We start from the raw sequence: 25,930 nt of genomic DNA, 5'->3' as shown, positions 1-25,930 counted from the left end.
GGCAGCATTGTCTAAATCCCCGCTCATCGGGTCGTTAGCTCAGTTGGTAGAGCGCTTCGTTTACACCGAAGATGTCGGGAGTTCGAGCCTCTCACGACCCACCATTCCCCTCAGGTCAGATAGTCAAAGCAGCGGGTGCGCGGCAGCGTGAATGACGCTTTTTGGTTCTGTTTCAAAGTGTTATCCGGTGTTCGTCATTTTTTTCCGGGAAAGTCCGGAAAAAGGCAAAACACCGCTTGACGGTGCCGGGGGCGGAGAATATTACAGCCCAACATTCAGCAGCGATGCCGGATGTGCAGCGGGCGGTTGTAGCTCAGTTGGTTAGAGTACCGGCCTGTCACGCCGGGGGTCGCGGGTTCGAGCCCCGTCAACCGCGCCACTGCTGCGCCCCGTCCCGGGGCTGAACAGGGACCGCCCCGGAGGGGACCAGGGCCGGAAACGGTCCGCCGCAAGGCGAAAATGCGGTTGTAGCTCAGTTGGTTAGAGTACCGGCCTGTCACGCCGGGGGTCGCGGGTTCGAGCCCCGTCAACCGCGCCACTTTCGCCCGCCGCCCTGGCGTCTCAGGGACCGCCCCGGACGGGGACCATAGCCGAAAGGCCCATGCGCGGTTGTAGCTCAGTTGGTTAGAGTACCGGCCTGTCACGCCGGGGGTCGCGGGTTCGAGCCCCGTCAACCGCGCCATTTTCCTCCTTTGTAAATGATATCGCCACCCAGCAGGGCCGGTTGTCATTCGTGCATTCTGCCGCCTGTTTCCGGGGTGTCCTGGCTGAAGCTGTTGCACCAGCCGTCTGCGCGCTTCTCCCAAAGCGAGGAGATCAGCATGGATCTCCATGCCGGGGTCCCGGCGGGCCGATAGGCCGCACGGTAGCTCAGCAGCACGGCCTCCGGGCTGAGGACGCGCAGCTGTGCATCGCTGAGGCGGTAGCCCGCCATCACCGGACCGTCGCTGAGCTGACCGCAGTGTCCGGACTTGCCGGAAAAACCGCTGGGGTAAACGCCGAGGAAGTCCTCGGTCAGCATCCGGCCGTCAGCCGCAGCGTCACCGGAAACCAGTGCCTCCCAGACCTTGGTTTCAAGGGCAAGGAATTCGGCCAGCTGGGGGCCGTCAGTCAGAACCACTGAGGTCATGCCGTCAGCTTAGCTGCCGGGGCCCTGTTAGGCAAACGTCCCGTGGCGGCCGGGCGGCCTTCAGAGGGCGGGCGGGTTCGGTGCCGCCTCGGTGTCGTGGCGCCAGCCGGTCAGCTCCGCATCCACCCATTTCTTGAGCCGGTCCAGGTCGGGCTTGGGGTTGGATTCCAAATAGCGCAGCAGCACCCTTGTGCCGTGCTGATAGCCGGCGCGGTAGCTTTCCTCCGGGTCGGTCTGGTTGCCCTCGAACCCCGGCGGGCGTTTGAACCTGCTTTGTGACATCTCTGCCTCCGTCTGCCAATTTCTGCTCGTTGCCGCAACATTAGCGCAAGAGCGATAAGCAAGTCTTAACCGGGTGCGTAAAACGAACGTCAAGCGGGGCTGACGGGCTGCAGCGGGGTGAGGAATGCGAGCAGCGCGGCGGCGGTTTCGGCCGGGGCGCTGTCGATGAAGAAATGCCCGCCCGGCACGGCTTGCGCAGTCATGTCCTGCAGCCGCGGCGCCCAGGTGGCGGCGACGTCATAGGCCCGCGCCATGGCGCCATCTGCACCATAGAGAACCAGCGCCGGGCATTGGACCTGCCGACTGAGGTCGCGGGCGTCGTCGTGAAAGTCCACCTCGATTGCGGCGCGGTAGTCGTTGCACATGGCATGGACGCAGGCCGGATCCGCCCAGGCGCGGCGGTAGGCGGCCAGCGCCGCGGGCGGGAAATCCGCAAGCGAGGCGCCGCCCCAGCCCAACAGGCAGCTTTCGAAATAGGCCTGCGGATCGGCGCCGATCATGCGTTCCGGCAGCGGCGCCGGCTGGGCCAGGAAGAACCAGTGGTAATAGGCGCGGGCGACCTGCCGGGTCAGCTGATCCAGCAGCAGGTGGGTCGGGATAATGTCCATCACCGTGAGGCTGGCCACCGCATCCGGCGCGTCCAGCGCCAGCCGGTGGGCGGTGCGGCCGCCGCGGTCGTGGCCGGCCAGGTGGAAGCGGGGAAACCCCAGTTCCCGCATCAGTGCCAACTGGTCGGCGGCCATGCTGCGGAAGCTCATGGCGTCCACGCCCTCGGGTTTGGAGCTGGCGCCATAACCGCGCAGGTCCGCCGTCACCAAGGTGAAATGCCGGGCGAGGACCGCGGCGGTCTCCTCCCACATTTCCTTGGTCTGCGGGAAGCCGTGCAGCAGCAGCAGCGGCGGCCCTTCGCCGCGCCGGGTATAGGCGATCTCCTGGCTGTTCACCTGCAGGGTGCCGGTCTCGACGGCGGCTGGCATGGGCTCTCTCCCTTGGCTGAGGGCGTCCCGCATATTGGAGCCGCAGCCGCGTGCTGGATCAAGCCTGCCGCTGCGTTTGGGCAGAGGGGGAGTGCTCCCGCGGCTTGGCGCCGTGCGGAGGCACGGCGCGCGCCGCCTGCGGCGGCGCCAGGCCCAACGGGAAGAGGGGCTCGTCAGGGCGGCGATGACGGGCGGGAGAGTGCCAGCTCCAGGAAAAGCGAGCTTGAGTCGTTCGCGAGGCGGCAAGTTGCGCAGCCTACGGGCGGCGGACAGGCAGAGCCGAAAGAGGCTTCCGCCCGCCAGTCCTTACTTCCGCGTCAGCGCGTCCAAAATTCGGGCCCACGACCGGATGCCCTTGTGGAAGCTCTTCAGGTCGTACTTCTCGTTCGGCGAGTGGATCGCGTCATCCTCGTTGGCAAAGCCCGCCAGCATCGACTCCATCCCCAGGATCGACTTGAAAAAGCCCGCGATCGGGATCGAGCCGCCCATGCCGCAGAACACCGCCTCGCGCTGCCATTCGTCCGAGAGCGCAGCGCGGGCGGCGGCGAATTCGGGGCGGGTGATGTCCATGACCGAAGCCTTGGAGCCTTCGAGGTCGTTGTCCCAGACCACTTTGCAGTCGGGTTTCAGTTGTGCCTCAACGTGTTTGCGGATCTTCAGGCGCAGCGCGTCGGGGTCCATGTCGCCGACCAGGCGGCAGGTGATCTTGCAGTGTGCCTCCGACGGGATCACGGTCTTGGAGCCTGCGCCGTTATAGCCGCCCCAGAGGCCGTTCACCTCCAGCGTCGGGCGCGCCCACTGCTGCTCCAGCACCGAGCGGTCCTTCTCGCCATGCGCCTGGGTGTAGCCCGCGTTGGCGAGGTAGTCCTTCTCGTCGAAACCGCAGCCTTCCCACTGGCGCAGCTGGTCCTCGGGCACCTCGTGCACGCCCTCATAGAAGCCTTCGACCGCCACCTTGCCGGTTTCCTCGTCATAGAAGGAGGCGACGATGCGGCTGAGCTCGCGCAGGGGGTTCAGGCCGGGGCCGCCGTAGTGGCCGGAGTGCAGGTCGATGCGCGGGCCGATCACGGTGAATTCGTCCTTCAGCATGCCGCGCAGCTGCGAGGAGATCGACGGCACTCCGCGCGACACCATCGAGGTGTCGCAGATCAGCGCGATGTCGGCCTTCAGTTCTTCGGCGTTTGCTTCCATGAAGGGGATCAGAGAGGGCGAGCCGCTTTCCTCTTCGCCTTCGAAGAAGAAGGTGATGCGGCAGGGCAGGGAGCCGTTGACGGCCTTCCAGGCGCGGCAGGCCTCGACAAAGGTCATCAGCTGGCCCTTGTCGTCCGACGACCCGCGGCCGCGGATCACGGTGCCGTTCGGGGTTTCCTCCAGCTGCGGCTCGAACGGCGGCGTTTTCCAGAGGTTCAGCGGGTCGACCGGCTGCACGTCATAATGGCCGTAGAACAGCACATGCGGCGCATCGGTGTTTTCCTCGCCCACGTGGCCCACCACCATCGGGTGGCCCGGGGTTGTGCGCTTCTCCGCCTTGATGCCGATGGAGTTCAGATCCGCCACCAGCCAGTCGGCGGCCTTGTCGCATTCGGCCTTGTAGGCGGGGTCGGTGGAAATCGACTGGATCCGCAACAGCTCCATCAGCCGTTCCGTGGCGGCGTCCAGCTCTGCGTCGATCCGGTCCAGAACGTCATTCAGTGCCATCTCTTGCTCTCCTGCTTGTCCGGGGAGGCCCGGGAAAGGGCCGATTTGCCGCGGACCCTAGCAGCGCGGTTGGGGCGGGGCCAGAGGTCTCAACACCGGATTTTCTCCGCATTTCCGACCGCACAGGTTTCCGATCCTGCGCATTATATGCAAAAATGGGAAACAGATACGACGCAAACGGCCAAAGGTTGGCCGTAGCTGTCCTTGCCCGGCCACTGTTTAAGCTTTATTTGACCTGCATCAATGTTGCGCACCCTTGGCGGCGCGTATGCAGTTGATCGAAGGGACTGCCTCAGGTAACCAATCGTGAACGTGATTGCGGCCTAATCGTCAAAAGACCCGTGCCCTTTACACAGCCCGCGTGCTCCGCAAGAGCACAATTAGCTATGGAGATGCCGGTGGACTATACCGCGAAACTGGACGCAGCGATTGCCAGCCTTCACGAAGAGGGCCGTTACCGGACCTTCATCGATATTGAGCGCAAGAAGGGCCACTTCCCGCATGCGGTCTGGACCCGCCCCGATGGCACCACGCGGGACATCACCGTCTGGTGCGGCAATGATTACCTGGGCATGGGCCAGAACCCGGTGGTGCTGGACGCGATGCATGACGCCATCAACGCAACCGGCGCAGGCTCCGGCGGCACCCGCAACATCTCTGGCACCACGGTCTACCACAAGCAGCTGGAGGCGGAGCTGGCCGATCTTCACGGTAAGGAAGCAGCACTGCTGTTCACCTCTGCCTACATTGCCAATGACGCGACGCTCTCGACCCTGCCCAAGCTGTTCCCCGGCCTGATCATCTATTCCGACGCGCTGAACCACGCCTCCATGATCGAGGGCGTGCGCCGCAACGGCGGTGCCAAGCGCATTTTCCGTCACAATGACGTCGCCCACCTGCGCGAGCTGCTGGAGGCCGACGACCCCGCAGCGCCCAAGCTGATCGCCTTCGAATCGGTTTATTCGATGGATGGCGATTTTGGCCCGATCGCGGAAATCTGTGACCTGGCGGATGAATTCGGCGCGCTCACCTATATCGACGAGGTGCATGCGGTCGGCATGTACGGACCCCGCGGCGGCGGCGTCACCGAGCGTGACCGGCTGGCGCACCGCATCGACATCATCAACGGCACCCTGGCCAAGGCCTATGGTGTGATGGGCGGCTATATCGCGGCCTCTGCCAAGATGTGCGACGCCATCCGCTCCTATGCACCGGGCTTCATCTTCACCACCTCGCTGGCACCTGCAGTGGCCGCCGGGGCCGCGGCTTCTGTTGCCTATCTGAAGGGGGCGCAGGACCTGCGCGACAAGCATCAGGACCAGGCCAAGGTGCTGAAACTGCGCCTGAAAGGGCTGGGCCTGCCGATCATCGACCATGGCAGCCACATCGTGCCGGTGATTGTCGGCAACCCCAAGCACACCAAGGTGCTGTCCGACCATCTGCTGGAGGACTACGGCATCTACGTGCAGCCGATCAACTTCCCCACCGTGCCGCGCGGCACTGAACGCCTGCGCTTCACGCCTTCGCCGGTGCACGGGCCCAAGGAGATCGACGCGCTGGTCCACGCAATGGACGCATTGTGGTCGCATTGTGCGCTGAATCGTGCCGAACTTGCCGGGTAACCTACTGATCAGTGTAAATTAACGCTGAGTGTGTTACGATGTTGCTAATCAATGAACGGATCTGAGTCGCAAATGTGATTCTTTCACCGTTCAGAAACGATGGCGGCAGGCATTTATGGGACGGCAGGCATGATTGGGCGCTTCACCCAGCGCAAGCAAGACGACCATGGCGGAACGGCAGAGCCGAAGGGTTTTGACGATTTCGAGCTGAAGCTTGGCGACGTGATGCGCGGCGAGCGGGCGACAATGGGAAAATCGCTGCTCGACGTCCAGCGCGAACTGCGGATCAAGGCCTCCTATATCGCAGCCATTGAAAACTCTGACCCTTCCGCGTTTGATACGCCGGGCTTCATTGCCGGCTATGTGCGCTCCTATGCGCGCTATCTGAATATGGATGCCGAACAGGCTTTCCAGGATTTCTGCAAGGAAAGCGGATTCTCCGTGGCCCACGGCATGTCGGCAGAGGCCTCCAGCCGCAGCAAGTCCGGCAATGCGCCTGTGGCGGCTTCCAAAGGTTTGGGCGGGGATGCGTTTGCCTCGCCGAACACGCCGTTCATTCCTGCTCCCAGCAGTTTCCTCAGCCAGATCGAGCTGCGGGCTGTCGGCTCTCTGATGGTGCTGGCCGGTCTTATTGGCGGCATCACCTATGGCGGCTGGGCGGTGCTGAAAGAGGTGCAGCAGGTGCAGTTTGCACCGGTGGATCAGACCCCGGCAGTGCTGGCGGATCTCGACCCGCTGAGCAGCGCGGTGCTAGAGGTTGCCGAGGCCGCCCAGGACCCCGCGGCGGAGGCATTGGACCGGCTTTACCGTCCGCAGGCGCTGGATGTGCCGGTGCTGGTGGCACGCGATGCGCCGATCTCCACCCTTGATCCCTCGACCCTGGGCAACTTCGCTGCTCCGGATGTGCCCACGGTCAGCCTGGCAGAGGCCAGCCTGCCGTTCGACGGCGCCACCCCGCTGCAGCAGGGCGAGCAGGGGCCGCAAATGCCCCGGGTTGTGGCAGCGGCTGCGCCGGGTATCGAGATGGTTGCGGTGCGCCCCTCCTGGGTGCAGATCACCGCGGCGGATGGCAGCGTGATCCTGGAAACCATCATGGACGCGGGCCAGCGGTTCGAGGTGCCAATGACCGAGGATGCGCCGAAACTGCGCACCGGCGAAAGCAGCGCCATCTATTTTGCCGTCAACGGCCAGCATTTCGGCCCGGTCGGCAAGCGCGGCCAGGTCACCAAGAATGTCGAACTGTCGATGGACGCGATCACCGGCCGGTTTGAAGTGGCCGACTTGCAGGATGGCAGGAACGAGGCGCTGGCGACCCTGGTGGCGCAGCTGCAGGCGGAAGGACAGCAGCCTTCCGAATAACCCTTTCGCAGGAATTCGCACAAGACGCCCGGTGCTGCCATTGCAGCGCCGGGCGTCTGCACGTATCTAGGCGCTGACAGGATCCAGCCGGGACACGAACTGCATGTCGATGAACCACATCCGCCCCTGGCGCCATATCGAGCGCCGCAAGAGCCGCCAGATCCATGTGGGCAATGTGCCGGTCGGCGGCGATGCCCCGATTGCGGTGCAGACCATGACCAACACGCTGACCACCGATGTGGCGGCGACGGTGGCGCAGGTCCAGGCGGCGGCTGAGGCCGGCGCAGATCTGGTGCGGGTCTCGGTGCCGGATGAGGCGTCCTCCAGGGCGCTGAAGGAAATCGTCCGCGAAAGCCCGGTGCCGATCGTCGCCGACATCCATTTCCACTACAAGCGCGGGATTGAGGCCGCCGAGGCCGGCGCCGCCTGCCTGCGCATCAACCCGGGCAACATCGGTGACGAGAAGCGCGTGGCCGAGGTGATCAAGGCCGCCCGCGACCATAATTGCTCGATTCGCATCGGGGTGAACGCGGGTTCCCTTGAAAAGCACCTGCTGGACAAATACGGCGAACCCTGCCCGGAGGCGATGGTGGAGTCCGGCCTGGACCACATCCGCATTCTGCAGGACCACGACTTCCACGAGTTCAAGATCTCGGTGAAAGCGTCGGACGTCTTCATGTCCGCCGCTGCCTACCAGCAGCTGGCTGATGCGACCGACGCGCCGATCCACCTCGGCATCACCGAGGCGGGCGGATTTGTTTCCGGCACCATCAAATCCGCCATCGGCCTCGGCCAGCTGCTGTGGATGGGCATTGGCGACACGCTGCGCGTCAGCCTCTCTGCCGATCCGGTGGAGGAGGTGAAGGTAGGGTTCGAGATCCTCAAATCGCTCGGCCTGCGCCACCGCGGCGTCAACATCATCTCCTGCCCGTCCTGCGCGCGGCAGGGGTTCGACGTGATCAAGACGGTGGAAACGCTGGAGGAACGGCTGGCCCATATCCACACCCCGATGAGCCTCAGCATCATCGGCTGCGTGGTGAACGGCCCCGGCGAGGCGCTGATGACCGATGTCGGCTTTACCGGCGGCGGCGCGGGTTCCGGCATGGTCTATCTGGCGGGCAAGGCCAGCCACAAGATGTCGAACGAGCAGATGGTCGACCACATCGTGGAAGAGGTCGAGAAAAAGGCCGCCCAGATCGAGGCGGCCCAGGACGCGGCGGAATAATACTTCAGCCGTTTCATCTTTCCAGAAAAACTCCGGGGCTGCCATCGTTGCGCCATTGGTTCAAGCCCAATGGCGGCGGGCAGAGCCCCGGTCCTACCGGTAAGGCTCAGCTGATCAGCTTTGCTGCTCACGGATTTCCGCCACCATGATCTCCATTTGGTCGGCGGGCAGGTAGCCGCGCAGCAGTTCGGTGCCCAGCACAAAGGTCGGGGTGCCGGAGATTGCCATCTTCTGCGCCAGCGAGCGGGTCTTGCGCAGCTCGGCAGTCACTTCCTCGCTGTCCATCTTGGCAAAGATGGCTTCGGCATCCAGCGAAAGCCCTTCGGCCAGGCGGCGCAGAGCGACCTCGTTCGGCTCACCGCCGAACTCGATCAGCGCATCATGCACCTGCTTGTAGGCATCATCGCCCGCCACATGCTTGGCGGCGACGGCAAAGCGCGCGGACAGCACAGATGCCTCGCCCAGGATCGGGAATTCCTTGATCACAAGGCGGATGTTGCCGTCGCTTTCCAGCAGCTTGGCCACCTCCGGCGCAGCGCGCCGGCAGTAGCCGCAACGGTAATCCATGAATTCAACCAGGGTGATGTCGCCATCCGGATTGCCGCCAACCCAGGAGTAGCCGTCGTTTACCAGCTCCTCCAGGTTCTCGGCGACCAAAGCGTCGTCCCGGACGGCCTCAGCTTGCTGCTGGCGCTGCTCCAGCAGATCGACCGCTTCCAGGATCAGCTCCGGGTTTGCCAGGATGTATTCGCGCACCTCTTTACCAAAGGCCTCGCGCTCGGCTTCGGACATCGCACTGATGTCAAAGGCCTGCACCGGGGCGCCCATGAGGGCGAGGGCGGTAGCCGCAGCAATGGCGGTGCGGGTGAAAAGGGTCATTTGCGTCTCTTTCTCTTCTGAGCTTGTTCATAGGCCACCAGCACATCCTGCGCCCGCCGGGCGGCGGGGGATCCTGCCGGCAGCTGGGCGACGGCCCGTTTGGCGTGAATACCGGCGTCGTCCAGACGCCCTTGCAAGGCATAGCGCTCGGCGGTGACCAGGGCGGCCATTCCGTTTTGTCCGGTCTTGGCATAGGCCAGCGACATGTCGCGCAGCAGCACCGTATTGCGGAAGTCGATGGCGCGGGCGCGCTCCATGGATTTGAGCGCGGCCTTGGGCTGGCCCGCCGCCAGCTGGGCGCGGCCATAGCCTGTCAGGATCAGCGGGTCCTTGGGGGCGAGGCTCACGGCCTTGCCATAGGAGGCCAGTGCCGCGTTCCACTGGCGGTTCTCGATCAGGATCTGGCCCTTCAGTTCGTGGTAGAACGGATCGGAGGGGCGCGCCGCCAGCGCGCCATTGATCGCTTTCAGTGCCTTCTTGAGGCTGTTCTGCCGGTGATAGGCAGCGGCCTCGCGCATCAGGCGGACGTCCTTGTACTGTTCCTCGTGTACCCGGCGCAGGGTCCATTTCGGGGCCCGGGTGAAGGCCGACAGCTTGCCGCGCACCCGGGCAAACCAGTACTGCGCCTCCGCGCTGGTCTGCCCCTTGTCGCCATAGGCCGCCAGATAGGCCTGCGCGGCGCGGATGCGGTCGCGGCTCAAAGGATGCGAGCGGGTATAGGGGTCCTGGGTGCCCGCGCTCAGCACTTCCTGGCCGGCAAAGGCCCGGTGCAGATCGACCAGCCCTTGCGGGCTGATGCCCGCGCGGTTCAGGTAGTCGGCGGCGGAGCGGTCGGCGCTGCTTTCCTCGGCGCGGGTGTGGGCCAGGAAGCTGCGGAAAGCCGAGCTTTGCGTGCCGATGGCAATGCCGGCTGCAGCATCCCCGCCGCCGGCTGCTGCCGCCAGAGCGGCCAACGCCAGGCCAAGCCCCGCAGCGCTGTTAGCAGAGCGCAGGTTCTGCATCCGCCGCGACAGGTGGCCGTTGGTGATATGGGCGGCCTCATGGGCCAGTACGGCCTGCAGCATTTCCGGCGAGGTGACCTTAAGGATCAGCCCGTAATTCACGAAAATCGTTCGGGAATCCAGGACGAAGGCGTTGAAGGAGCTGTCATTGACCATGAGGATGCGAACCCGGTTCGCGTTGAGCCCCGCGGCGCGCAGCACCGGGGCGGCAAGCCGGTTCAGCCCGTATTCGATATCCGGATCCCGCAGCAGCGAAATCGACGCAGCCTGCGCCGCCGCCGAAAATTGGACCAGCGCGCAAACCACAAGAGCCGGGATTGACGCCAGCCGGAAGAAACGGTCAAAACTCATGCGCGCACATTGGGAGATAAGCATGCGAAACTCAACCCGGTCCGAGGTCGATCCCTTCATTGTGATGGATGTGATGGAGGCTGCCCGCAAGGCTGAGGAGGCAGGCCGCCACATCATCCACATGGAGGTCGGCCAGCCGTCGACCGGGGCACCGGCCGGAGCGCTGAAGGCGCTGGGGAATGCGCTGGAAAACAATGCCTTGGGCTATACGGTTGCCCTGGGGCTGCCGGAATTGCGCAAGCGCATCGCCCAGCTGTACGGGGATTGGTACAACGTCGATCTGAACCCGGAGCGGGTGATCGTGACGCCGGGCTCCTCCGGCGCTTTTCTGCTCAGCTTTACGGCGCTCTTTGACAGCGGCGACCGGGTCGGCATTGGTGCGCCGGGCTATCCTTCCTACCGGCAGATCCTGAAGGCGCTGGGGCTGGTGCCGGTGGACATCCAGACGGCACCGGAAAACCGGCTGCAGCCGGTGGCGGCGGACCTCGCAGGACAGAAACTGTCGGGGCTGATGGTGGCCTCGCCTGCCAACCCGACCGGCACCATGCTGGATCGTGCGGCAATGGGGTCTCTGATCGATGCTGCACAGGCCGAGGGCGCCAGCTTCATTTCGGACGAGATCTACCACGGGCTGGAATATGAGGCGAAGGCGGTCACCGCGCTGGAGCTGACGGACGAATGCTACGTCATCAACTCTTTCTCCAAGTTCTTCTCGATGACCGGCTGGCGGGTCGGCTGGATGGTGGTGCCGGAGGATCATGTGCGGGTGGTCGAGCGGATCGCCCAGAACATGTTCATCTGCGCGCCGCACGCCAGCCAGGTGGCGGCGCTGGCCGCACTCGATTGCGAGGACGAGATGCGCGAGAACCTGGCTGTTTACGCAAGGAACCGCCAGCTGATGCTGGACGGGCTGCCCAAGGCCGGTTTCACCAGGATCGCACCGCCCGACGGGGCGTTCTATGTCTATGCCGACGTCTCGGACCTGACCGATGACAGCCGCAGCTTTGCCGCGGAAATCCTTGAAAAGGCGGGCGTTGCGGTGACGCCGGGCCTGGATTTTGACCCTGTGCGCGGGGCCACCACGCTCCGCTTTTCCTATGCACGCTCCACCGTGGATATTGAAGAAGGTCTGGCGCGGCTGGCGCTGTTCATGGCGTCGCGCGACTAAGCCGGGGATAACCCTAGAAGGCGGATTTCCATCCCTTGGCAAATTGCCTAGTCTTCCGGCCAAAAGGCCAGCAGGCCGGGCAAGAGGCGGATATGGGCAGACTGATCACACTCACGGCATTGATCTGGACCCTGGCGGCAGGCGCTTGGGCGCAGTCCGGCAGCAGCAGCTTCAGCGGCCTGGCGCGCATTGATGCAAGCGCTGCCCGGGTGCGGGACGCCGGGCAGGGGGCGGAGATTTCCCTGGGCCTCAGCCAAGGGGTGCCGTACCGGCTGTTCACCTTGACCGAACCGCCGCGTCTGGTGCTGGATTTCCAGGAGGTCGACTGGACCGGGCTGACGGCCGAAAAGCTGCTGCAGGGGGATCAGGTCACCGCGGCGCAATTCGGCACCTATGTGCCCGGCTGGTCGCGGCTGGTGCTGCAGCTGGCGGAGCCGATGAAAGTGGCCTCAGCGGCGATGTCTGTGGATCAGGTCACGGCTGAAGCCAGGCTGTCGGTTTTGCTGGAACCGGCCACAGCAGAGGAGTTCGCCGCGGCTGCCGGGGCGCCGCAGGACCCGCGCTGGGACCTGCCCGCGCCGGAAGCGGTGGATATCAGGGCGGAGCGGGACGAGAACGCGCCGCTCCTGGTGATGCTTGACCCCGGCCATGGCGGTATTGATCCCGGAGCGGAGACCGAACATGTGGTCGAAAAGCACCTGATGCTGCAATTCGCCCGGGAACTGAGCGAGGTGCTGGTGCGGTCCGGCCAGTTCACCGTGCAGATGACTCGTAATGACGACTACTTTGTCTCGCTGGAGCGGCGCATCGCGATGGCGCATCAGGCGGGGGCGGATGTGTTCATCTCGCTGCATGCTGATACCATCAGCGAAGGCCGGGCGCATGGCTCCACTGTCTATACCCTGTCCAAGGAAGCTTCGGACGCGGCCTCGGCCAAGCTGGCGGAGCGGCATCTGCGCGGTGACCTCTTGTCCGGCACCGACCTCAGTCAGGCGGACGATGGGGTGACGGCTGTGATGCTGGACCTGGCCCGGCAGGAAACCCAGCCGCGCAGCGACGCGCTGGCGGCAGCGCTGATCGACGGCCTGCGCGGGCAGGGGCGTCCGATCAACAACCGGCCGCTGCGCTCTGCCGGGTTTTCGGTGCTGAAGTCTGCCGATATCCCCTCGGTGCTTGTCGAGCTCGGGTTTTTGTCCAGCAAGCGCGACATCAAGAATCTGGTGGACGCAGAGTGGCGGGCCAAGGCGGCGCGCGGCATCCTGAACGGGCTGATCGCCTGGCGCATCGAAGATGACGCCCGCCGCGCGCTGGTGCGCCAGTAGCGCTGGCGTCGCCTTAGCGGCCTGGCGCGGACGCCCGGCCCTGAAGGGGTCCCCTGTCAGCCAGCCTTTGCTTCTGCCTTGGCCAATGCCTTGTCGATCTCGCGCTCGAGCGCCTGTTTGTTCGGGGCCAGGATGTCATCGGCGATCTTTGCCATCAGCCCCTGCTTTTCCACCTTGGCGGCGATGCAATCCATGAGCTGCCCTTCAGCCTTGCTCTTCTCCATGCAGGAGCTAACGATTTTCTCCAAAGCGTTCATGCGATCGGTCAAAGCCTTGGAAAGAGCGCGTCCGGTGAAGAATTTATGCGCCATCCGCACGACGGTCTGGATCGCAATCTCCCCGCCCACCTTGCGGGTCAGGCCCGGGTAACGCCCGATAATCGCCCCGATCTCATTGCCGCCCCATCGGGCCGCCGTGCTCCACAGATGCTTGCCGATCCAGCGGTTGGTGACCATGCGGGTGGCGAGCCTTTCTCCGACCCCTTTCATGATGAACTGGCCGGCCTTGGCGCCGATCCAGCCGGAAAAACCGCCTGCTATCCCGGCGAATACGACGCGTTTGAAGGAGCCGGCCACGCCGCCCTCCTTGACCCATCGCCCCTTGAGAATCCAGCCGTTGGCGATCTCCTGGACGGCGTTCTTGCTTGCGGCGACGACGGCACCGGCGGTGGCCGGGTTCACTCCGTTGGTGACCAGGATCAGCTGCACGATGTCAGCCGAACCGTCGCGCAGGTCGACCGAAATCTCCTCGCAGATCTTGGCGCTTTGCCCCAGTTCCTTGGACAGCATGTTCAGATCCATCGCAACCGCGTCGAGCAGGATCTTGGTCTGTTTCATCTGCTTGAAGGAGGCCAGCAGGCTCTTCTTGTTTTTGCCATAGGTCATGTTCACCAGCTTGCTCACCGCGGCGTCGGCCTTCTTCAGCGACTTTGCCGGGCGTTCGATGTCGGCATTGGGGGTCACCATCTTCACGAAGAAGGTCCAGAAACCCTTTTGCATTTCGCGGTACTGGTCGCGGTAGTTGTTGAGCGTGCTCATGAAGGCCATGGTCTCGACATGCAGGCGGCTTTGGATCGCCTCCATGGCGGTGCCCATGTCGTCCTCGGTGAACCAGTGGGTCTTGCCCCGCCATTTCACCTCATAGACTTTGCCCTTGGCAGGAAGCGGCCTGCCGCCCTGCGCCTTGGCGAATTTTTCGGCGACCTTGACCGGGGAGCTGTCCAGCATCTTGAAGGTCTTGGAGCCGGGCTCGACCAGGCTGGTCACCTTGGTTTTCACCACCTGCTGCTGGAACTGGCCAATGGCGAGAATCGTCGGCTGGCCCACCTTGCCGTTGGTGGGCACCCGCTTGTAGCCGACGGTCTTCGCGTGTTCATTGAGCAGCTTCTGAACCAGAACCACATCCTTGGGGTCGTTCACGGCTGTTTTGCCGCCGCCTACCGGGGCTCCGAGCTTGGCCATAGCAGTCTCCTCCACCTTTCGGACTGCCGGGTGAAACATGTTTCGGGTACGCGCCGCGGCTGGCGGGCGGGGTATCGGGAGGCAGGCCAAGACGGCGAATGCGTGCACATGCGTTCAGCCTGCCCGCCGCTTGCGCCCAAACCGCGGCAAGCATTGGGAAAATGGGGCAGCCGCTGTTAGTATTGCCCGAACAGGATACATCAGAGGCGGCTCAAAACCAATTCTCCAGGCAGCAGGATTCACGGCAGCGCTAATTCGCCGCTGCATGCTTTGACCCCGGCAGCCGCCGCGCCTATATAGGCGGCACTCCGCGTGAAAGGCCCACATCCGTGCTCAGGTTCATATTCTCTTTCTTCGGCTCCATCTTCAGCACCATCACCCTTGGCGTGGCGATGGTGGCGCTGACCATCGGGGCGGTGTTCTGGATCTACGGGCGCGACCTGCCGAGCCATGAATCGCTGGCCCAGTACCAGCCGCCGACGATCAGCCGGATTTATTCGGGCGAGGGGCACCTGATTGATGAATTCGCCAAGGAGCGGCGCCTGTTCACCCCGTCGCATGAGATCCCGGACCTGGTGAAACAGGCCTTTATCTCGGCGGAAGACAAGAACTTCTACAGCCATTCCGGCTATGACGCCCGCGGCATTGCCGCGGCGGCGATCGAGGCGGTGCGCTCGCGCGGGCAGAACGTGCGCGGTGCCTCCACCATCACCCAGCAGGTGATGAAGAACTTCCTGCTGTCCGGCGACCGCCGGGCTGAGCGCAAGATCAAGGAGATCATCCTCGCCACCCGGCTGGAGGAAACGCTCGACAAGGAACGGATCCTGGAGCTGTATCTGAACGAGATCTTCCTGGGCCAGAACTCCTATGGCGTGACCGCGGCGGCGCAGACCTATTTCAACAAGACCCTGGGTGAGCTGGAGCCGCATGAGGCGGCGACGCTGGCGTCGATGCCCAAGGCGCCGTCCGATTACCACCCGGTGCGCCAGAAAGAGCGCCTGCTGGCCCGGCGCAACTATGTGCTGCGGGAGATGCGCGAGAACGGCTATATCTCCAAGGATGTTTATGAGGTCGAGGTGGCGCAGCCGCTGCGCTCTGTCCAGAACGGCGATTTCGAGGGCTTCCGCACCACGCTGCCGCCGCGCGACTATTTCACCGATGAAATCCGCCGCCAGCTGACCGAAGATTTCGGGGAGGGCGAATTCTTCACCGGCGGCTTTACCGTGCGCGCGACCATTGACCATGAAATGCAGGCCGAGGCAGCGCGAGCGATGCGCGGCGGCCTGGAGAAATACGACCGCTCCCGCGGCATCTGGCGCGGCACCGGTGTGACGCTGACTGAGGAGCAGCTGAAGGACGAGGCTGCCTGGCGCGCGGCACTGGAAGCTGCTGATGTGCCGCGCGATATCGTGCTGGGCGGCCGCTGGTATCCGGCGGTGGTGCTGGAGGTCGGCAGCGAGAGCCTGACCATCGGCGTCGAGCAGAGCGAGGGCACGGGCTCTGTGCCGCGCTCCGACATCAAATGGATGAAGGGCAGCTTTGCCGACAACTTCACCCGCGGCGACGTGGTTCTGGTCCGGGCCGAGACAAAGGACGATGCCTTCAGCCACTGGTCACTGCGGCAGGTGCCGGAAGTGCAGGGCGGCTTTGTCGCGATGGACGTGAACTCCGGCCGGGTTCTGGCGATGCAGGGCGGTTTCTCCTACCAGCATTCGGTGTTCAACCGCGCCACCCAGGCGATGCGGCAGCCGGGCTCCAGTTTCAAACCTTTTGTTTATGCCGCAGCGCTGGATAGCGGTTACAGCCCGGCGACCATCGTGGTGGACGCCCCGATCGAGATCAACACGCCGCAGGGCCTGTGGCGGCCCAAGAACTCCACCAACAAGTTCTACGGTCCGACCCCCTTGCGCACCGGCATCGAGATGAGCCGGAACCTGATGACCATCCGCCTGGCGCAGGAGGTCGGGATGCCGGTGGTGGCGGGCTACGCAGAGCGCTTTGGCGTCTATGACAACATGGGGCCGTTCCTGGCCAACTCGCTGGGATCGGAGGAAACCACGCTCTACAAGATGGTGGCGGCTTATGCGATGTTCGCCAACGGCGGCGAGCGGGTGCAGCCGACGCTTGTGGACCGGGTGCAGGACCGTTTCGGAAAGACCATCTACCGTCACGACGACCGCGATTGCGTCGATTGCTCGGACCCGACGCTGGCGCCCGGTCACGCGCCGCGCATTGTCACCGACCGCGAACAGGTGATGGACCCGATCACCGCCTATCAGCTGACCTCGATGATGAAGGGCGTGGTTGACCGCGGCACCGCGTCGAGCGTGATCAATCTGCCGGTGCCCACCGCGGGCAAGACCGGCACCACCAATGATTCCCGCGATGTCTGGTTTGTCGGCTTCACCTCCAACATCGTGGCGGGCTGCTACATGGGCTTTGACCAGCCCCGGCCGATGGGCCGCGGCGCCTATGGCGGCACCATGTGCGGCCCGGTGTTCCAGCAGTTCATGACCAAGGCGGTCGAAAAATTCGGCGGTGGCCCGTTTGAGGTGCCGGAAGGCGGCCATTTCATCAAAATCGACCGTTATACCGGCGCCCGGCTGCCGGACAATGCATCCGGGCCCTATGTGGTGGCGGAGTATTTCCGGGACGGGGCTGAGCCGATCTTCGGCCTGACTTACGATGGCGGCTTTGCGATGGGATCGAACCTGCCGCTGGTTGAAGAGGTGCAGGAATCCGGCCGCAAGGTCACCACCTCCAGCGGCGGCACCGCAGTGCTAGGGCCCAAGGCGACGTTCGGCACGGTCAGCTCCGGCGGGCTTTACTGATCCGCCGCTGCCAAGGCACCCGCGCGCCGCTTGCCCGCGGCGCGCGGGTGGTTTATCACGCAAGCCTGACAAGAGATTTCAAGGAACTGAAATGCGCGCGGAAACCCAGAATATCGTCGCAGACATCGAGAAATCGCTGGAGCTGCTGGCCCAGCGGATGAACTGGGAAACCGCCGAATACCGGCTGGAGGAGTTCAACGCGCGGGTCGAGGATCCGAACCTCTGGGACGACCCGGAAGCGGCGCAGAAGCTGATGCGCGAGCGCCAGGCGCTGGTGGATTCCATCGACACCTACAAGGGCATCCAGCAGGACCTGTCCGACAACATAGAGCTGATCGAGCTGGGCGAGATGGAAGACGACGCCGAGGTCATCAAGGATGCCGAGGCGTCACTGGCGGCGCTGAAAGAGAAAGCGGCCGAGAAGGAGCTGGAAGCCCTGCTGGACGGCGAGGCCGATGCCAATGACACCTTCCTGGAGATCAACGCAGGCGCCGGCGGCACCGAAAGCTGCGACTGGGCCTCGATGCTGGCGCGGATGTATGTGCGCTGGGCCGAGAAGAAGGGTTACAAGGTCGAGCTGCAGTCCGAAAGCGCGGGCGACGAAGCAGGCATCAAATCCGCCGCCTACAAGATCTCCGGCCACAACGCCTATGGCTGGCTGAAATCCGAAAGCGGCGTGCACCGGCTGGTGCGGATCTCGCCCTATGACTCGGCGGCCAAGCGGCACACCTCGTTCAGCTCGGTCTGGGTCTACCCTGTGGTCGACGACAATATCGAGATCGAAGTGAACCCGGCCGATATCCGCGTCGACACCTACCGCTCCTCCGGTGCGGGCGGCCAGCACGTCAACACCACCGACTCGGCGGTGCGGATCACCCACATTCCGACCGGTATCGTGGTGACCTCGTCCGAGAAATCCCAGCACCAGAACCGCGACATCGCCATGAAGGCGCTGAAGTCGCGCCTGTACCAGCAGGAGCTGGACCGCCGCAACGCCGCCATCAACGAGGCGCATGAGGCCAAGGGCGATGCCGGCTGGGGCAACCAGATCCGCTCCTATGTGCTGCAGCCCTACCAGATGGTGAAGGACCTGCGTACCCAGCATGAAACCTCGGACACCAAAGGGGTGCTGGATGGCGATCTGGACGGCTTCATGGCCGCCACGCTGGCGCTCAATGTCTCCGGCAAGAGCCGCGCCGACGCGCAGGCCGAGGACTGACCTGGCCGCTTTCCGGACAGGGCAACTTATAGTTATTAAGGGGCGGCCTGCGCGGGCCGCCCCTTTTTCTTTGGCGGCGGGCCTGCAGGCGGCGCAGCAGCTAAATCATGCATCTGCAAGGCATTTTATTCTGCAGGTTTCACGGCTAGGCTTAAATGAAGCATTTTTGACGCTTCATTTGAAAAGAGCGCAGGCCATCCGCAACCGGACAGAAAACAGGGCCTGCCGGAGGGGAGGAGTACCGCCATGACACCTGAAAAGCCGTTTGGCGTGCCGCCGCTGCAGCCGGTCACGACGCAGATGCTGTTCGAGGCGCTGCGCCGGGGCTGGGCAGACTTCCGCAGGAAGCCGCTTTACGGGCTGTTCTTCGCTTCGGTGTATGTGCTGGCAGGCTGGATAATGGCCTGGATCACCGTGCGCACCGGCACCACCTACTGGCTGGTGCTGGCGGCCATTGGCTTCCCGCTGATCGGTCCCTTTGCTGCGGTCGGCCTTTTTGAGGTGTCACACCGGCTGGAACAGGGCAGAGGGATTGCGGTTGGCCGGATCCTGGGCGTAGTGCTGCAGCAAAGCCGCCGCCAGCTGCCGTCGATCTGCGCCATCATCGTTGTGGTGTTCCTGTTCTGGTTTTTTCTCGGCCACATGATCTTTGCCTTGTTCCTGGGGCACGCGACGATGACCAATATCTCCACCTCGGCGGAGGTGTTCCTGACTGCCAACGGGCTGACCATGCTGGCCGTCGGCACCGTTGTCGGGGCATTGTTTGCGCTGCTGCTGTATATGATCACGGTGATTTCGCTGCCGCTGCTGCTGGACCGCGAAGTGGACTTCGTCACCGCCATGATCACCAGCTTCCAGTATGTGCAGAACAACTTCGCGGTGATGATGATCTGGGCCGTAGTGATCGCGGCTCTGACCTTTGCAGCGCTGCTGCCGTGGTTCCTGGGGCTGTTCCTGGTGCTGCCGCTCTTGGGCCACGCCACCTGGCACGTCTACAGGCTGGCTGACGCGAGTTAGCGTCAGCGGAAGGGCTGGCTGGTGTTCAGCAGGCGGCGGTGGAAGGGCAGCAGGGCGTCCTCATCGGCAAATCCCGCGCTTCGGGCGGCGGCCAGAACCTGCCCGGTGTCGCGGCCCAGATGCTCATAAACCATCCGCGTCACCCGTTCCCCGGTGCCGCTCTCGCGGACAGTGCGGGCGACATATCCCGACCAGAAGTTGTTCTGCAGTGACGCCACCCGCGCCAAGTAGTTGAACGAGTAGGTCATCGCCTTGCGCCGGGCGATAACAAAGGCGACGCCATCCTCGTGGCCGCTGACGTAGCCGCGGAACTCCCGCACCCCGGGACTGGCTGGCAGTCCCTGGCTCAGCATCGCCTCTTTCGCCTCAAACCCCTTGATATAGGTGACGCCACCCGCGCGGAACACGTACACGAGGCCAATCACGAACTTCTCTTCATTGATGAAGCTGCGGCGCGTGAAACGGTAAAACCCCGAAGGGAAAAACTCCTCGGTCAGCTGCTGAACGCCATGGCCAAGGAAATCAGACAGAAATGCACCGTTTACGACCTGACCTGCTTTTGAAAGGGTGTCCACCGGGTCCAGCAGAATACGCGCGTCTACGTCAAAGAAACGGCAAATTCGGTCCAGAATATCCGGGCGCGGAAAACTCTCGCCGGACAGGTAGCGGTTGAATTGCGTGCGGTTGATGCCCAGCTGGCGCGATAGCTCCGAAATCGACCGGTACTGCCGCGCCAATTGACGCAAGTTTGCGCCAAACATGTTCCTCAGGTCAGCTGGAGAGCGGTTCTGGCTGTTCATTCGAGGTCCTGACTGCTCGGGGTTTACGTTTAATTTTCCCTTTTTGCCGGTGGGTTATGCCAAGTTCAGGCATAAGCACAGCAGCCTGTGCACCCATATAGCGTCAGGGGTGTCTCTAATTCACGTCAGGAGGCTAGTGGAATTGACACAAAATGCAATAGCGGGACTCGTTTTTTGTCATGTTGGCGTCAGCTCAATTGCTTCAGAATTGGAGGGCGGCAATACGAGGACTGGTATGATTGGAGTCATTTTATGGAGTGACGCCCCCCTGACCAAAGCCGTGATCTGGTGCGATGACCAGGGGGACCTTGCTTTTTACACAAATAAGGCTGGAACTGAGTGTGCTGAACTGAATCCAGGGGACTGGGTTGAGTTTGATGTTACCCTGAGTGGCAATATCAGAGTCGCCGAGAATCTCGCCATCGTGCTGGAGCAAGGCAGCCCTGGTCTGGCAGACCGGCTGAGTGCGACGGCAGTATGCGCGGTGCCCGATACCGGCGGCAAGGAGCAGAAGGTTGTTCCTTTTCCGCTGCAGGCTGCAAAAAAGCGGTGCGTTGCCGCACCGCTTCAAACCGTTCAGGGATAGCACCAGCCCGGTTCGGGCTGAGGCAGGATCAGTTGCCGCGCAGCAGGGCGGCAACGCCGGTGCGGGCAATTTCGCTGAGGCCCAGCGGGCGCATCAGGTCGGCAAAGGCGTCGATCTTTTCCGGCGCGCCGGTGATTTCAAAGACAAAACTGTTCAGGGTACTGTCGACCACGTTGGCGCGGAAGATATCCGCCAGCCGCAGCGCCTCGACGCGCTTTTCGCCTTCGCCCACCACCTTGAGAATGCCCAGCTCGCGCTCCACCGCGGCGCCCTCGACGGTCAGGTCATGCACGTCGCGGACCGAAACAATGCGGCCCAACTGCGCTTTGATCTGCTCGATCACCTGCGGGGTGCCGGTGGTGACGATGGTGATGCGCGATAGATGGCCGGTATGGTCCACCTCCGCCACGGTGAGGCTCTCGATGTTGTAGCCGCGGCCCGAGAACAGGCCGATCACCCGGGCCAGAACCCCGGGCTCGTTTTCCACCAGCACCGCAATGGTGTGTTTTTCCTGCACGTCTGAGAAGGTCGGGCGCAGGTTATAGGCGGAGTGGCGGTTGGAGCCTTTTTTGATATGCAGGGCAGACATCAGTCGCCGTCCTTTCGTTTGTCGCTGCCAAAAGTTTTCAGAAAACTTTCGGCAAAATTCTTCATAAGAATTTTGCGGCGCCGCCGCGGTTACACCAGCACTGCGCCGCCGGCCTGGATGACGCCCTGCGTCTCGGCTTCGCCGAGCAGCATCTCGTTGTGCGCCTTGCCCGATGGGATCATCGGGAAGCAGTTCTCGTGCTTCTCGACCAGGCAGTCGAAGATCACCGGCCCGTCGTAGTCGATCATTTCCATGATCGCATCATCCAGGTCCTTGGGGTCGCTGACGCAGATGCCCTTGCAGCCAAACGCCTCGGCGAGCTTGACGAAATCAGGCAGCGCCTCGGACCAGCTGTGGCTGTAGCGCTCACCATGCAGCAGCTCCTGCCACTGGCGCACCATGCCCAGGCGCTCGTTGTTGAGGATGAACTGCTTCACCGGCAGGCGGAACTGCACCGCGGTGCCCATTTCCTGCATGTTCATCAGCCACGATGCCTCGCCGGCAACGTTGATCACCAGCGCGCCCGGATGCGCCATCTGGGCGCCGATGGAGGCCGGGAAACCATAGCCCATGGTGCCGAGGCCGCCGGAAGTCATCCAGCGGTTCGGATCCTCAAAGCCCAAGTATTGTGCCGCCCACATCTGGTGCTGGCCGACTTCGGTGGTGACATAGCGGTCACGGCCTTTGGTCAGCTCCTCCAGGCGCTGCAGCGCATATTGCGGCTTGATAGTCTTTTCCGAGTTCTTGAACGACAGGCAGTTCACCGCGCGCCATTCGTTGATCTGCTTGTGCCACTTCTCCAGTGCCTCGCGGTTCACCTTGCGGCCGCGCGCTTTCCAGACCTTCAGCAGGTCCTCCAGAACATGGGCCACATCGCCGACAATCGGAATATCGACCCGGATCACCTTGTTGATCGAGGAGGGGTCGATGTCGATATGGGCCTTCTTCGACTTCGGGCTGAAGGCGTCGATGCGGCCGGTGATGCGGTCATCGAAGCGGGCGCCGATGTTGATCATCAGGTCGCAGCCGTGCATCGCCATGTTGGCCTCGTAAAGCCCGTGCATGCCCAGCATCCCCAGCCAGTTCTTGCCGGAGGCCGGATAGGCGCCAAGCCCCATCAGGGTCGAGGTGACCGGGATGCCGGTGGCGTCCACCAGCTCACGCAGCAGCTGGCTGGCTGCGGTGCCGGAGTTGATGACGCCGCCGCCGGTATAGAACACCGGGCGCTTGGCCTTCTCGATAGCCTCGACCAGCTCGGTGATCTCCTCCATGTCGCCCTTGAGCTGCGGCTGGTAGTGCGAGGCTGACGGCTTCGGCCCCTGGTACTTGCCATTGGCGAACTGCACGTCCTTGGGGATGTCGACAAGAACTGGGCCGGGGCGGCCGGATTTGGCAACATGGAAAGCCTCGTGCAGGGTCCCGGCCAGCGCATCGGTGTCCTTGACCAGCCAGTTGTGCTTGGTGCAGGGGCGGGTGATGCCGACGGTGTCGGCTTCCTGGAAGGCGTCCGAGCCTATCATGAAAGTCGGCACCTGGCCGGTCAGTACCACGATCGGGATCGAATCCAGCAGCGCATCGGTGAGGCCGGTGACCGCATTGGTGGCGCCGGGGCCGGAGGTCACCAGGACAACGCCCGGTTTGCCGGTGGAGCGGGCATAGCCCTCAGCCGCGTGCACCGCGCCCTGTTCGTGCCGCACCAGAACATGGCGGATGTCATTCTGCAGAAAGATCTCGTCATAGATCGGCAGTACGGCGCCGCCTGGGTATCCGAAGACTACGTCCACACCCTGGTCCTTCAGGGCTTGGACAACCATCTTTGCGCCGGTCATTTCACGTGTCATCTGCTTTTTGCTCCAATTGGCGGCATCGTCCGTTACGCATAAAAAAAGCCCCCGATTTTCATTCGGAGGCGCATGGGTTCGATTATGGTCTACCGTTACCGGCCCATGCGCTTGGTTCCTACGATTACGACTAGGGTGGTCACTGCCACAGGCTCCTTCTTGCGTTGCGGGCGACATTATGTCTGCCGGACAGGGGCGTCAACCGCGAAAGCTGTCAAAAAACACCCGTTCAGGGACATTTTCTTGCTCGCAGCCCAGGCGTGGCGAAATTTCCGCGAAAATGACGGCGCGCGCCGGTGCGGATTCGTTCAAAACCGGCATGCCCGTGTCCCGTTTGTGCCAGATCAGCCCTGCGCCAGCAGGCAAGCTTTCGTGAAAAGGGGCGACAAGGAAGGGTATGGATATGGTTGAACTTGCGGGACTGGTGGACCTGGGGCGCTATCCGATCGACAGGCCGGGGTCGCCGGCCTACGCGCGAATGATGGCGGACCTGCAAAGCGAACTGGAGGCCGACGGCTGCGCGGTGCTTCCGGGGTTCGTGCACGCTGACGGCATTCCCAGACTGGTTGCAGAGGCCGTTTCCGTGGCGGATAAAGGGCATAAGTCGTTCAGCCGCACCAATGCCTATTTCTCCAAGGACGATCCGTCGCTGCCGGAGGGCCATCCGGTACGCCAATTTTATGACCGTTCCAACGCCTTTATCCCGGCAGACAATTTCGGCGTTTCCAGCCCGCTGCGGATGATCTACGAATATCCCGGTTTCATGCCCTTCATCCGCGACGCGCTGGGCGAACCGGAGGACCGTTTCTTCCGCTATGACGACCCGCTGGCGGATGTGATCATCAACATGGTGGAGGAAGGCGACGGCTTCCCCTGGCATTTTGACACCAATAACTACACGGTAACTCTGGCAATCCAGAACGGCGAGGCGGGTGGTGACTTCGAATATGCGCCGATGCTGCGCACCCCCGCGGATGAAAACTACGACGGTGTGGCGCGGGTGCTGGCGGGCGGCTCGCCCTTGGTGCGCAGGCTGGTGCTGCAGCCGGGCGACCTGCAGATCTTCCGCGGCCGGTATTCGCTGCACCGGGTGGCCCCGGTGGAAGGCCCGCGCAGGCGGTATGTCGGCATCTTCTCCTTTGTCGAAACGGAGGGCATGTGCGGCGGGGTGGAGCGCACCAGGCAGCTCTATGGCCGCGTCCTGCCGCGTCACTTCGAGCGAGAAGGCCTGCGCGCCGATGCGCTGCGGGACTGAACAGCCGGACTGAGCGTCAATTCCAGCAGCCCCCTTCCGCCTGCGGCGGGTCTTTGCTGCGGGGGAATTCCGGGCCTTGGCGCTCCTCCCGGTTTCTGGCAGCCTGTTGGCAAAGGACCCGGCCGAAGCCGGGCAGCAAGACAAACAGCAGAACGGGCAGAGAGCATGAACATCACACGGCGTCACTTCGGATTTGGCCTGGCGGCCCTGGGACTGACCGCCTGCAGCAGCACGGTTCCAGCAGGCAGCGGCCCCAGCGGCGCAACCGGACTGCCCGCAGACCTGCGCCCCACGCCGAACGCGGGCTATGACGCCTGGGTTGCCGCCTTCCGCAGCCGGGCAGAGGCCCGGGGCATCTCGGGGTCAACCCTGAGGGCGGCGTTCCGAGGGGCCGGTTATCTGCCCGGGGTCGTCAAGCGCGACCGCAATCAGACCGAATTCAAACGCTCGCTGGAGGACTACCTTTCCATCGCCGTCTCGGACGAGCGCCTCAGCAAAGGCCGCGCTGCCTTTGCCCGCCACCAGTCCACCCTGCGCTCTCTGGAGCGCACCTACGGCGTCGATGCGGAAATTATCTGCGCGATCTGGGGGCTCGAGAGCTTCTTTGGCGAGCGCCGCGGCAACGTGCCGGTAATTTCGGCCACCTCGACCCTGGCCTATGACGGGCGGCGCGGCGCTTTTTTTGAGAAACAGCTGATTGCGGCGCTGAAGATCCTGCAGAACGGCGACATCACGCCCGCCCGCATGACCGGCAGCTGGGCCGGCGCGATGGGGCATACCCAGTTCATTCCGTCATCCTATCAAGCCTTTGCAGTGGATTACACCGGCGACGGGCGCCGTGATATCTGGTCGGAGGACCCGACGGATGCGCTGGCCTCCACCGCGGCTTACCTGCAGCGGAACGGCTGGACCCGCGGCCTGAAATGGGGCGGCGAGGCCGGGGCGCCCGGCACCCCTTCGGGGCGCAGCCTGCAGCCGCAGCCGGGCGGGCCGGTATTCTCTGTCACCAGCAACTTCAACGTGATCAAGCGCTACAACAACTCGGATGCTTATGCGATTGGCGTTGGCCATCTGGCCGACCGCATTGCCGGCGGTGCTCCGCTGCGCGCAAACTTCCCGCCGGACAAATACGGGCTGACCAAGGATGACCGCATTCTGCTGCAGAAACGCCTGACTGCGCGCGGCTTTGACACCGGCGGCGCCGACGGGGTGCTGGGGCCGAAAAGCCGGGCCGCCATCAGCGCCTATCAGTCCAGCCGCGGCCTGCCCGCGACCGGCGATCCCTCGCAGGTGCTGCTGGCCAGCCTGAATTAGGGCAG

Annotated in this window: 22 protein-coding genes and 4 tRNA genes; 15 read left to right on the top strand and 11 right to left on the bottom strand. The window is 63.6% G+C overall.

Translation table 11 applies throughout. The features are described from left to right. The first annotated feature begins 28 nt into the window (after positions 1 to 28). The 4 genes from GKC28_RS02310 to GKC28_RS02295 all read left to right on the top strand — a co-directional run bounded on the left by GKC28_RS02310 (position 29) and on the right by GKC28_RS02295 (position 682). A tRNA-Val gene (locus GKC28_RS02310) sits at positions 29 to 104 on the top strand. A gap of 198 nt (positions 105 to 302) precedes the next feature. Further along, a tRNA-Asp gene (locus GKC28_RS02305) sits at positions 303 to 379 on the top strand. Between the two features lie 82 nt (positions 380 to 461). Further along, positions 462 to 538: transfer RNA gene (locus tag GKC28_RS02300), tRNA-Asp, on the top strand. Between the two features lie 67 nt (positions 539 to 605). Next, positions 606 to 682: transfer RNA gene (locus tag GKC28_RS02295), tRNA-Asp, on the top strand. 45 nt (positions 683 to 727) lie between these two features. Here the strand turns inward: GKC28_RS02295 and GKC28_RS02290 are convergent. The 4 genes from GKC28_RS02290 to GKC28_RS02275 all read right to left on the bottom strand — a co-directional run bounded on the left by GKC28_RS02290 (position 728) and on the right by GKC28_RS02275 (position 4,086). Continuing rightward, the gene (locus tag GKC28_RS02290; protein WP_174144921.1) at positions 728 to 1,129 is read right to left on the bottom strand and encodes a nuclear transport factor 2 family protein; all 402 of its coding nucleotides are present in this window, start codon (positions 1,127 to 1,129) and stop codon (positions 728 to 730) included. 60 nt (positions 1,130 to 1,189) lie between these two features. Next, positions 1,190 to 1,411 (bottom strand): hypothetical protein, encoded by a 222-nt coding sequence (locus GKC28_RS02285; RefSeq protein WP_174144920.1) that lies wholly within the window; start codon positions 1,409 to 1,411, stop codon positions 1,190 to 1,192. Between the two features lie 89 nt (positions 1,412 to 1,500). Continuing rightward, positions 1,501 to 2,388, bottom strand: coding sequence for an alpha/beta fold hydrolase (locus GKC28_RS02280; protein WP_174144919.1), 888 nt, complete (start codon positions 2,386 to 2,388; stop codon positions 1,501 to 1,503). A 306-nt stretch (positions 2,389 to 2,694) separates the two neighbouring features. Next, positions 2,695 to 4,086, bottom strand: coding sequence for a M20/M25/M40 family metallo-hydrolase (locus GKC28_RS02275; RefSeq protein ID WP_174144918.1), 1,392 nt, complete (start codon positions 4,084 to 4,086; stop codon positions 2,695 to 2,697). Positions 4,087 to 4,484: 398 nt separating this feature from the next. On the opposite strand from GKC28_RS02275, the gene hemA reads away from it, so the two are divergent. The 3 genes from hemA (at position 4,485) to ispG (ending at position 8,292) form a co-directional block, all read left to right on the top strand. Next, on the top strand, positions 4,485 to 5,708 hold the full coding sequence (hemA, locus tag GKC28_RS02270; protein ID WP_174144917.1) for a 5-aminolevulinate synthase: 1,224 nt from the start codon (positions 4,485 to 4,487) through the stop codon (positions 5,706 to 5,708). A gap of 129 nt (positions 5,709 to 5,837) precedes the next feature. Then, complete coding sequence (locus GKC28_RS02265) at positions 5,838 to 7,067, top strand: helix-turn-helix domain-containing protein (protein WP_174144916.1); 1,230 nt, start codon at positions 5,838 to 5,840, stop codon at positions 7,065 to 7,067. A gap of 103 nt (positions 7,068 to 7,170) precedes the next feature. Continuing rightward, complete coding sequence (ispG, locus tag GKC28_RS02260) at positions 7,171 to 8,292, top strand: flavodoxin-dependent (E)-4-hydroxy-3-methylbut-2-enyl-diphosphate synthase (RefSeq protein ID WP_174144915.1); 1,122 nt, start codon at positions 7,171 to 7,173, stop codon at positions 8,290 to 8,292. 114 nt (positions 8,293 to 8,406) lie between these two features. On the opposite strand, the gene GKC28_RS02255 is transcribed toward ispG, so the two are convergent. Then, a complete protein-coding gene (locus GKC28_RS02255) occupies positions 8,407 to 9,171 on the bottom strand; it encodes a DsbA family protein (protein ID WP_174144914.1) in 765 nt (254 codons plus the stop codon). Next, on the bottom strand, positions 9,168 to 10,547 hold the full coding sequence (locus GKC28_RS02250) for a M48 family metalloprotease (protein ID WP_174144913.1): 1,380 nt from the start codon (positions 10,545 to 10,547) through the stop codon (positions 9,168 to 9,170). The genes GKC28_RS02255 and GKC28_RS02250 overlap by 4 nt, the downstream gene beginning before the upstream one ends. On the opposite strand from GKC28_RS02250, the gene GKC28_RS02245 reads away from it, so the two are divergent. Both GKC28_RS02245 and GKC28_RS02240 read left to right on the top strand, forming a co-directional pair. After that, on the top strand, positions 10,546 to 11,691 hold the full coding sequence (locus tag GKC28_RS02245; RefSeq protein WP_174144912.1) for a pyridoxal phosphate-dependent aminotransferase: 1,146 nt from the start codon (positions 10,546 to 10,548) through the stop codon (positions 11,689 to 11,691). The genes GKC28_RS02250 and GKC28_RS02245 overlap by 2 nt on opposite strands. Before the next feature lie 92 nt (positions 11,692 to 11,783). Continuing rightward, the gene (locus GKC28_RS02240; RefSeq protein ID WP_174144911.1) at positions 11,784 to 13,013 is read left to right on the top strand and encodes an N-acetylmuramoyl-L-alanine amidase; all 1,230 of its coding nucleotides are present in this window, start codon (positions 11,784 to 11,786) and stop codon (positions 13,011 to 13,013) included. A gap of 56 nt (positions 13,014 to 13,069) precedes the next feature. Here the strand turns inward: GKC28_RS02240 and GKC28_RS02235 are convergent, their stop codons facing one another. Next, the gene (locus GKC28_RS02235) at positions 13,070 to 14,473 is read right to left on the bottom strand and encodes a hypothetical protein (RefSeq protein WP_174144910.1); all 1,404 of its coding nucleotides are present in this window, start codon (positions 14,471 to 14,473) and stop codon (positions 13,070 to 13,072) included. A gap of 329 nt (positions 14,474 to 14,802) precedes the next feature. Between GKC28_RS02235 and GKC28_RS02230 the strand changes: the two genes are divergently transcribed. The 3 genes from GKC28_RS02230 to GKC28_RS02220 all read left to right on the top strand — a co-directional run bounded on the left by GKC28_RS02230 (position 14,803) and on the right by GKC28_RS02220 (position 19,540). Beyond that, positions 14,803 to 17,304: a PBP1A family penicillin-binding protein gene (locus tag GKC28_RS02230; RefSeq protein ID WP_174144909.1), complete on the top strand. Its 2,502-nt coding sequence runs from the start codon at positions 14,803 to 14,805 to the stop codon at positions 17,302 to 17,304. A gap of 91 nt (positions 17,305 to 17,395) precedes the next feature. Further along, positions 17,396 to 18,523 (top strand): peptide chain release factor 2, encoded by a 1,128-nt coding sequence (gene prfB / locus GKC28_RS02225; protein WP_174144908.1) that lies wholly within the window; start codon positions 17,396 to 17,398, stop codon positions 18,521 to 18,523. Between the two features lie 246 nt (positions 18,524 to 18,769). Then, positions 18,770 to 19,540, top strand: a complete 771-nt coding sequence (locus GKC28_RS02220; protein ID WP_174144907.1) for a DUF2189 domain-containing protein — start codon at positions 18,770 to 18,772, stop codon at positions 19,538 to 19,540. Between the two features lie 2 nt (positions 19,541 to 19,542). Here the strand turns inward: GKC28_RS02220 and GKC28_RS02215 are convergent, their stop codons facing one another. Next, positions 19,543 to 20,340, bottom strand: coding sequence for a helix-turn-helix domain-containing protein (locus tag GKC28_RS02215; protein ID WP_174144906.1), 798 nt, complete (start codon positions 20,338 to 20,340; stop codon positions 19,543 to 19,545). Between the two features lie 142 nt (positions 20,341 to 20,482). Between GKC28_RS02215 and GKC28_RS02210 the strand changes: the two genes are divergently transcribed. Then, positions 20,483 to 20,926 carry a hypothetical protein gene (locus tag GKC28_RS02210; protein ID WP_254604129.1) on the top strand — a complete coding sequence of 148 codons (444 nt, stop codon included), beginning with the start codon at positions 20,483 to 20,485 and terminating at the stop codon, positions 20,924 to 20,926. Between the two features lie 28 nt (positions 20,927 to 20,954). Here the strand turns inward: GKC28_RS02210 and ilvN are convergent, their stop codons facing one another. The 3 genes from ilvN to GKC28_RS26685 form a co-directional block, all read right to left on the bottom strand. Next, positions 20,955 to 21,515, bottom strand: a complete 561-nt coding sequence (ilvN, locus tag GKC28_RS02205; RefSeq protein ID WP_174144905.1) for an acetolactate synthase small subunit — start codon at positions 21,513 to 21,515, stop codon at positions 20,955 to 20,957. Between the two features lie 89 nt (positions 21,516 to 21,604). Further along, positions 21,605 to 23,356, bottom strand: a complete 1,752-nt coding sequence (locus GKC28_RS02200) for an acetolactate synthase 3 large subunit (protein WP_174144904.1) — start codon at positions 23,354 to 23,356, stop codon at positions 21,605 to 21,607. Between the two features lie 198 nt (positions 23,357 to 23,554). After that, on the bottom strand, positions 23,555 to 23,677 hold the full coding sequence (locus GKC28_RS26685) for a hypothetical protein (RefSeq protein ID WP_302480779.1): 123 nt from the start codon (positions 23,675 to 23,677) through the stop codon (positions 23,555 to 23,557). An 82-nt stretch (positions 23,678 to 23,759) separates the two neighbouring features. On the opposite strand from GKC28_RS26685, the gene GKC28_RS02195 reads away from it, so the two are divergent. After that, entirely contained in the window at positions 23,760 to 24,611 is an 852-nt protein-coding gene (locus tag GKC28_RS02195) for a hypothetical protein (RefSeq protein ID WP_174144903.1), read from the top strand. A 165-nt stretch (positions 24,612 to 24,776) separates the two neighbouring features. Beyond that, positions 24,777 to 25,925 carry a lytic murein transglycosylase gene (locus GKC28_RS02190; RefSeq protein WP_174144902.1) on the top strand — a complete coding sequence of 383 codons (1,149 nt, stop codon included), beginning with the start codon at positions 24,777 to 24,779 and terminating at the stop codon, positions 25,923 to 25,925. Positions 25,926 to 25,930: the final 5 nt, after the last annotated feature.

This window comes from Leisingera sp. ANG59, from assembly GCF_013317235.1.
Lineage (GTDB): Bacteria > Pseudomonadota > Alphaproteobacteria > Rhodobacterales > Rhodobacteraceae > Leisingera.
Note: the sequence above shows the minus strand (reverse complement) of the source record. Positions and strands in the feature narration are given on the sequence as shown.

Excerpts from the sequence above, each read along its gene's own strand:
- GKC28_RS02285 (WP_174144920.1), bottom strand. The coding sequence starts at position 1,411 with ATGTCACAAAGCAGGTTCAAACGCCCGCCGGGGTTCGAGGGCAACCAG.
- GKC28_RS02200 (WP_174144904.1), bottom strand. The coding sequence starts at position 23,356 with ATGACACGTGAAATGACCGGCGCAAAGATGGTTGTCCAAGCCCTGAAG.
- GKC28_RS02250 (WP_174144913.1), bottom strand. The coding sequence starts at position 10,547 with ATGCTTATCTCCCAATGTGCGCGCATGAGTTTTGACCGTTTCTTCCGG.
- GKC28_RS02275 (WP_174144918.1), bottom strand. The coding sequence starts at position 4,086 with ATGGCACTGAATGACGTTCTGGACCGGATCGACGCAGAGCTGGACGCC.
- prfB (WP_174144908.1), top strand. The coding sequence starts at position 17,396 with ATGCGCGCGGAAACCCAGAATATCGTCGCAGACATCGAGAAATCGCTG.
- GKC28_RS02190 (WP_174144902.1), top strand. The coding sequence starts at position 24,777 with ATGAACATCACACGGCGTCACTTCGGATTTGGCCTGGCGGCCCTGGGA.
- GKC28_RS02255 (WP_174144914.1), bottom strand. The coding sequence starts at position 9,171 with ATGACCCTTTTCACCCGCACCGCCATTGCTGCGGCTACCGCCCTCGCC.
- ilvN (WP_174144905.1), bottom strand. The coding sequence starts at position 21,515 with ATGTCTGCCCTGCATATCAAAAAAGGCTCCAACCGCCACTCCGCCTAT.
- GKC28_RS02220 (WP_174144907.1), top strand. The coding sequence starts at position 18,770 with ATGACACCTGAAAAGCCGTTTGGCGTGCCGCCGCTGCAGCCGGTCACG.
- GKC28_RS02290 (WP_174144921.1), bottom strand. The coding sequence starts at position 1,129 with ATGACCTCAGTGGTTCTGACTGACGGCCCCCAGCTGGCCGAATTCCTT.
- GKC28_RS02235 (WP_174144910.1), bottom strand. The coding sequence starts at position 14,473 with ATGGCCAAGCTCGGAGCCCCGGTAGGCGGCGGCAAAACAGCCGTGAAC.
- GKC28_RS02245 (WP_174144912.1), top strand. The coding sequence starts at position 10,546 with ATGCGAAACTCAACCCGGTCCGAGGTCGATCCCTTCATTGTGATGGAT.
- GKC28_RS02195 (WP_174144903.1), top strand. The coding sequence starts at position 23,760 with ATGGTTGAACTTGCGGGACTGGTGGACCTGGGGCGCTATCCGATCGAC.
- GKC28_RS02265 (WP_174144916.1), top strand. The coding sequence starts at position 5,838 with ATGATTGGGCGCTTCACCCAGCGCAAGCAAGACGACCATGGCGGAACG.
- GKC28_RS02280 (WP_174144919.1), bottom strand. The coding sequence starts at position 2,388 with ATGCCAGCCGCCGTCGAGACCGGCACCCTGCAGGTGAACAGCCAGGAG.
- GKC28_RS26685 (WP_302480779.1), bottom strand. The coding sequence starts at position 23,677 with ATGCCGGTTTTGAACGAATCCGCACCGGCGCGCGCCGTCATTTTCGCG.
- GKC28_RS02240 (WP_174144911.1), top strand. The coding sequence starts at position 11,784 with ATGGGCAGACTGATCACACTCACGGCATTGATCTGGACCCTGGCGGCA.
- ispG (WP_174144915.1), top strand. The coding sequence starts at position 7,171 with ATGTCGATGAACCACATCCGCCCCTGGCGCCATATCGAGCGCCGCAAG.
- GKC28_RS02215 (WP_174144906.1), bottom strand. The coding sequence starts at position 20,340 with ATGAACAGCCAGAACCGCTCTCCAGCTGACCTGAGGAACATGTTTGGC.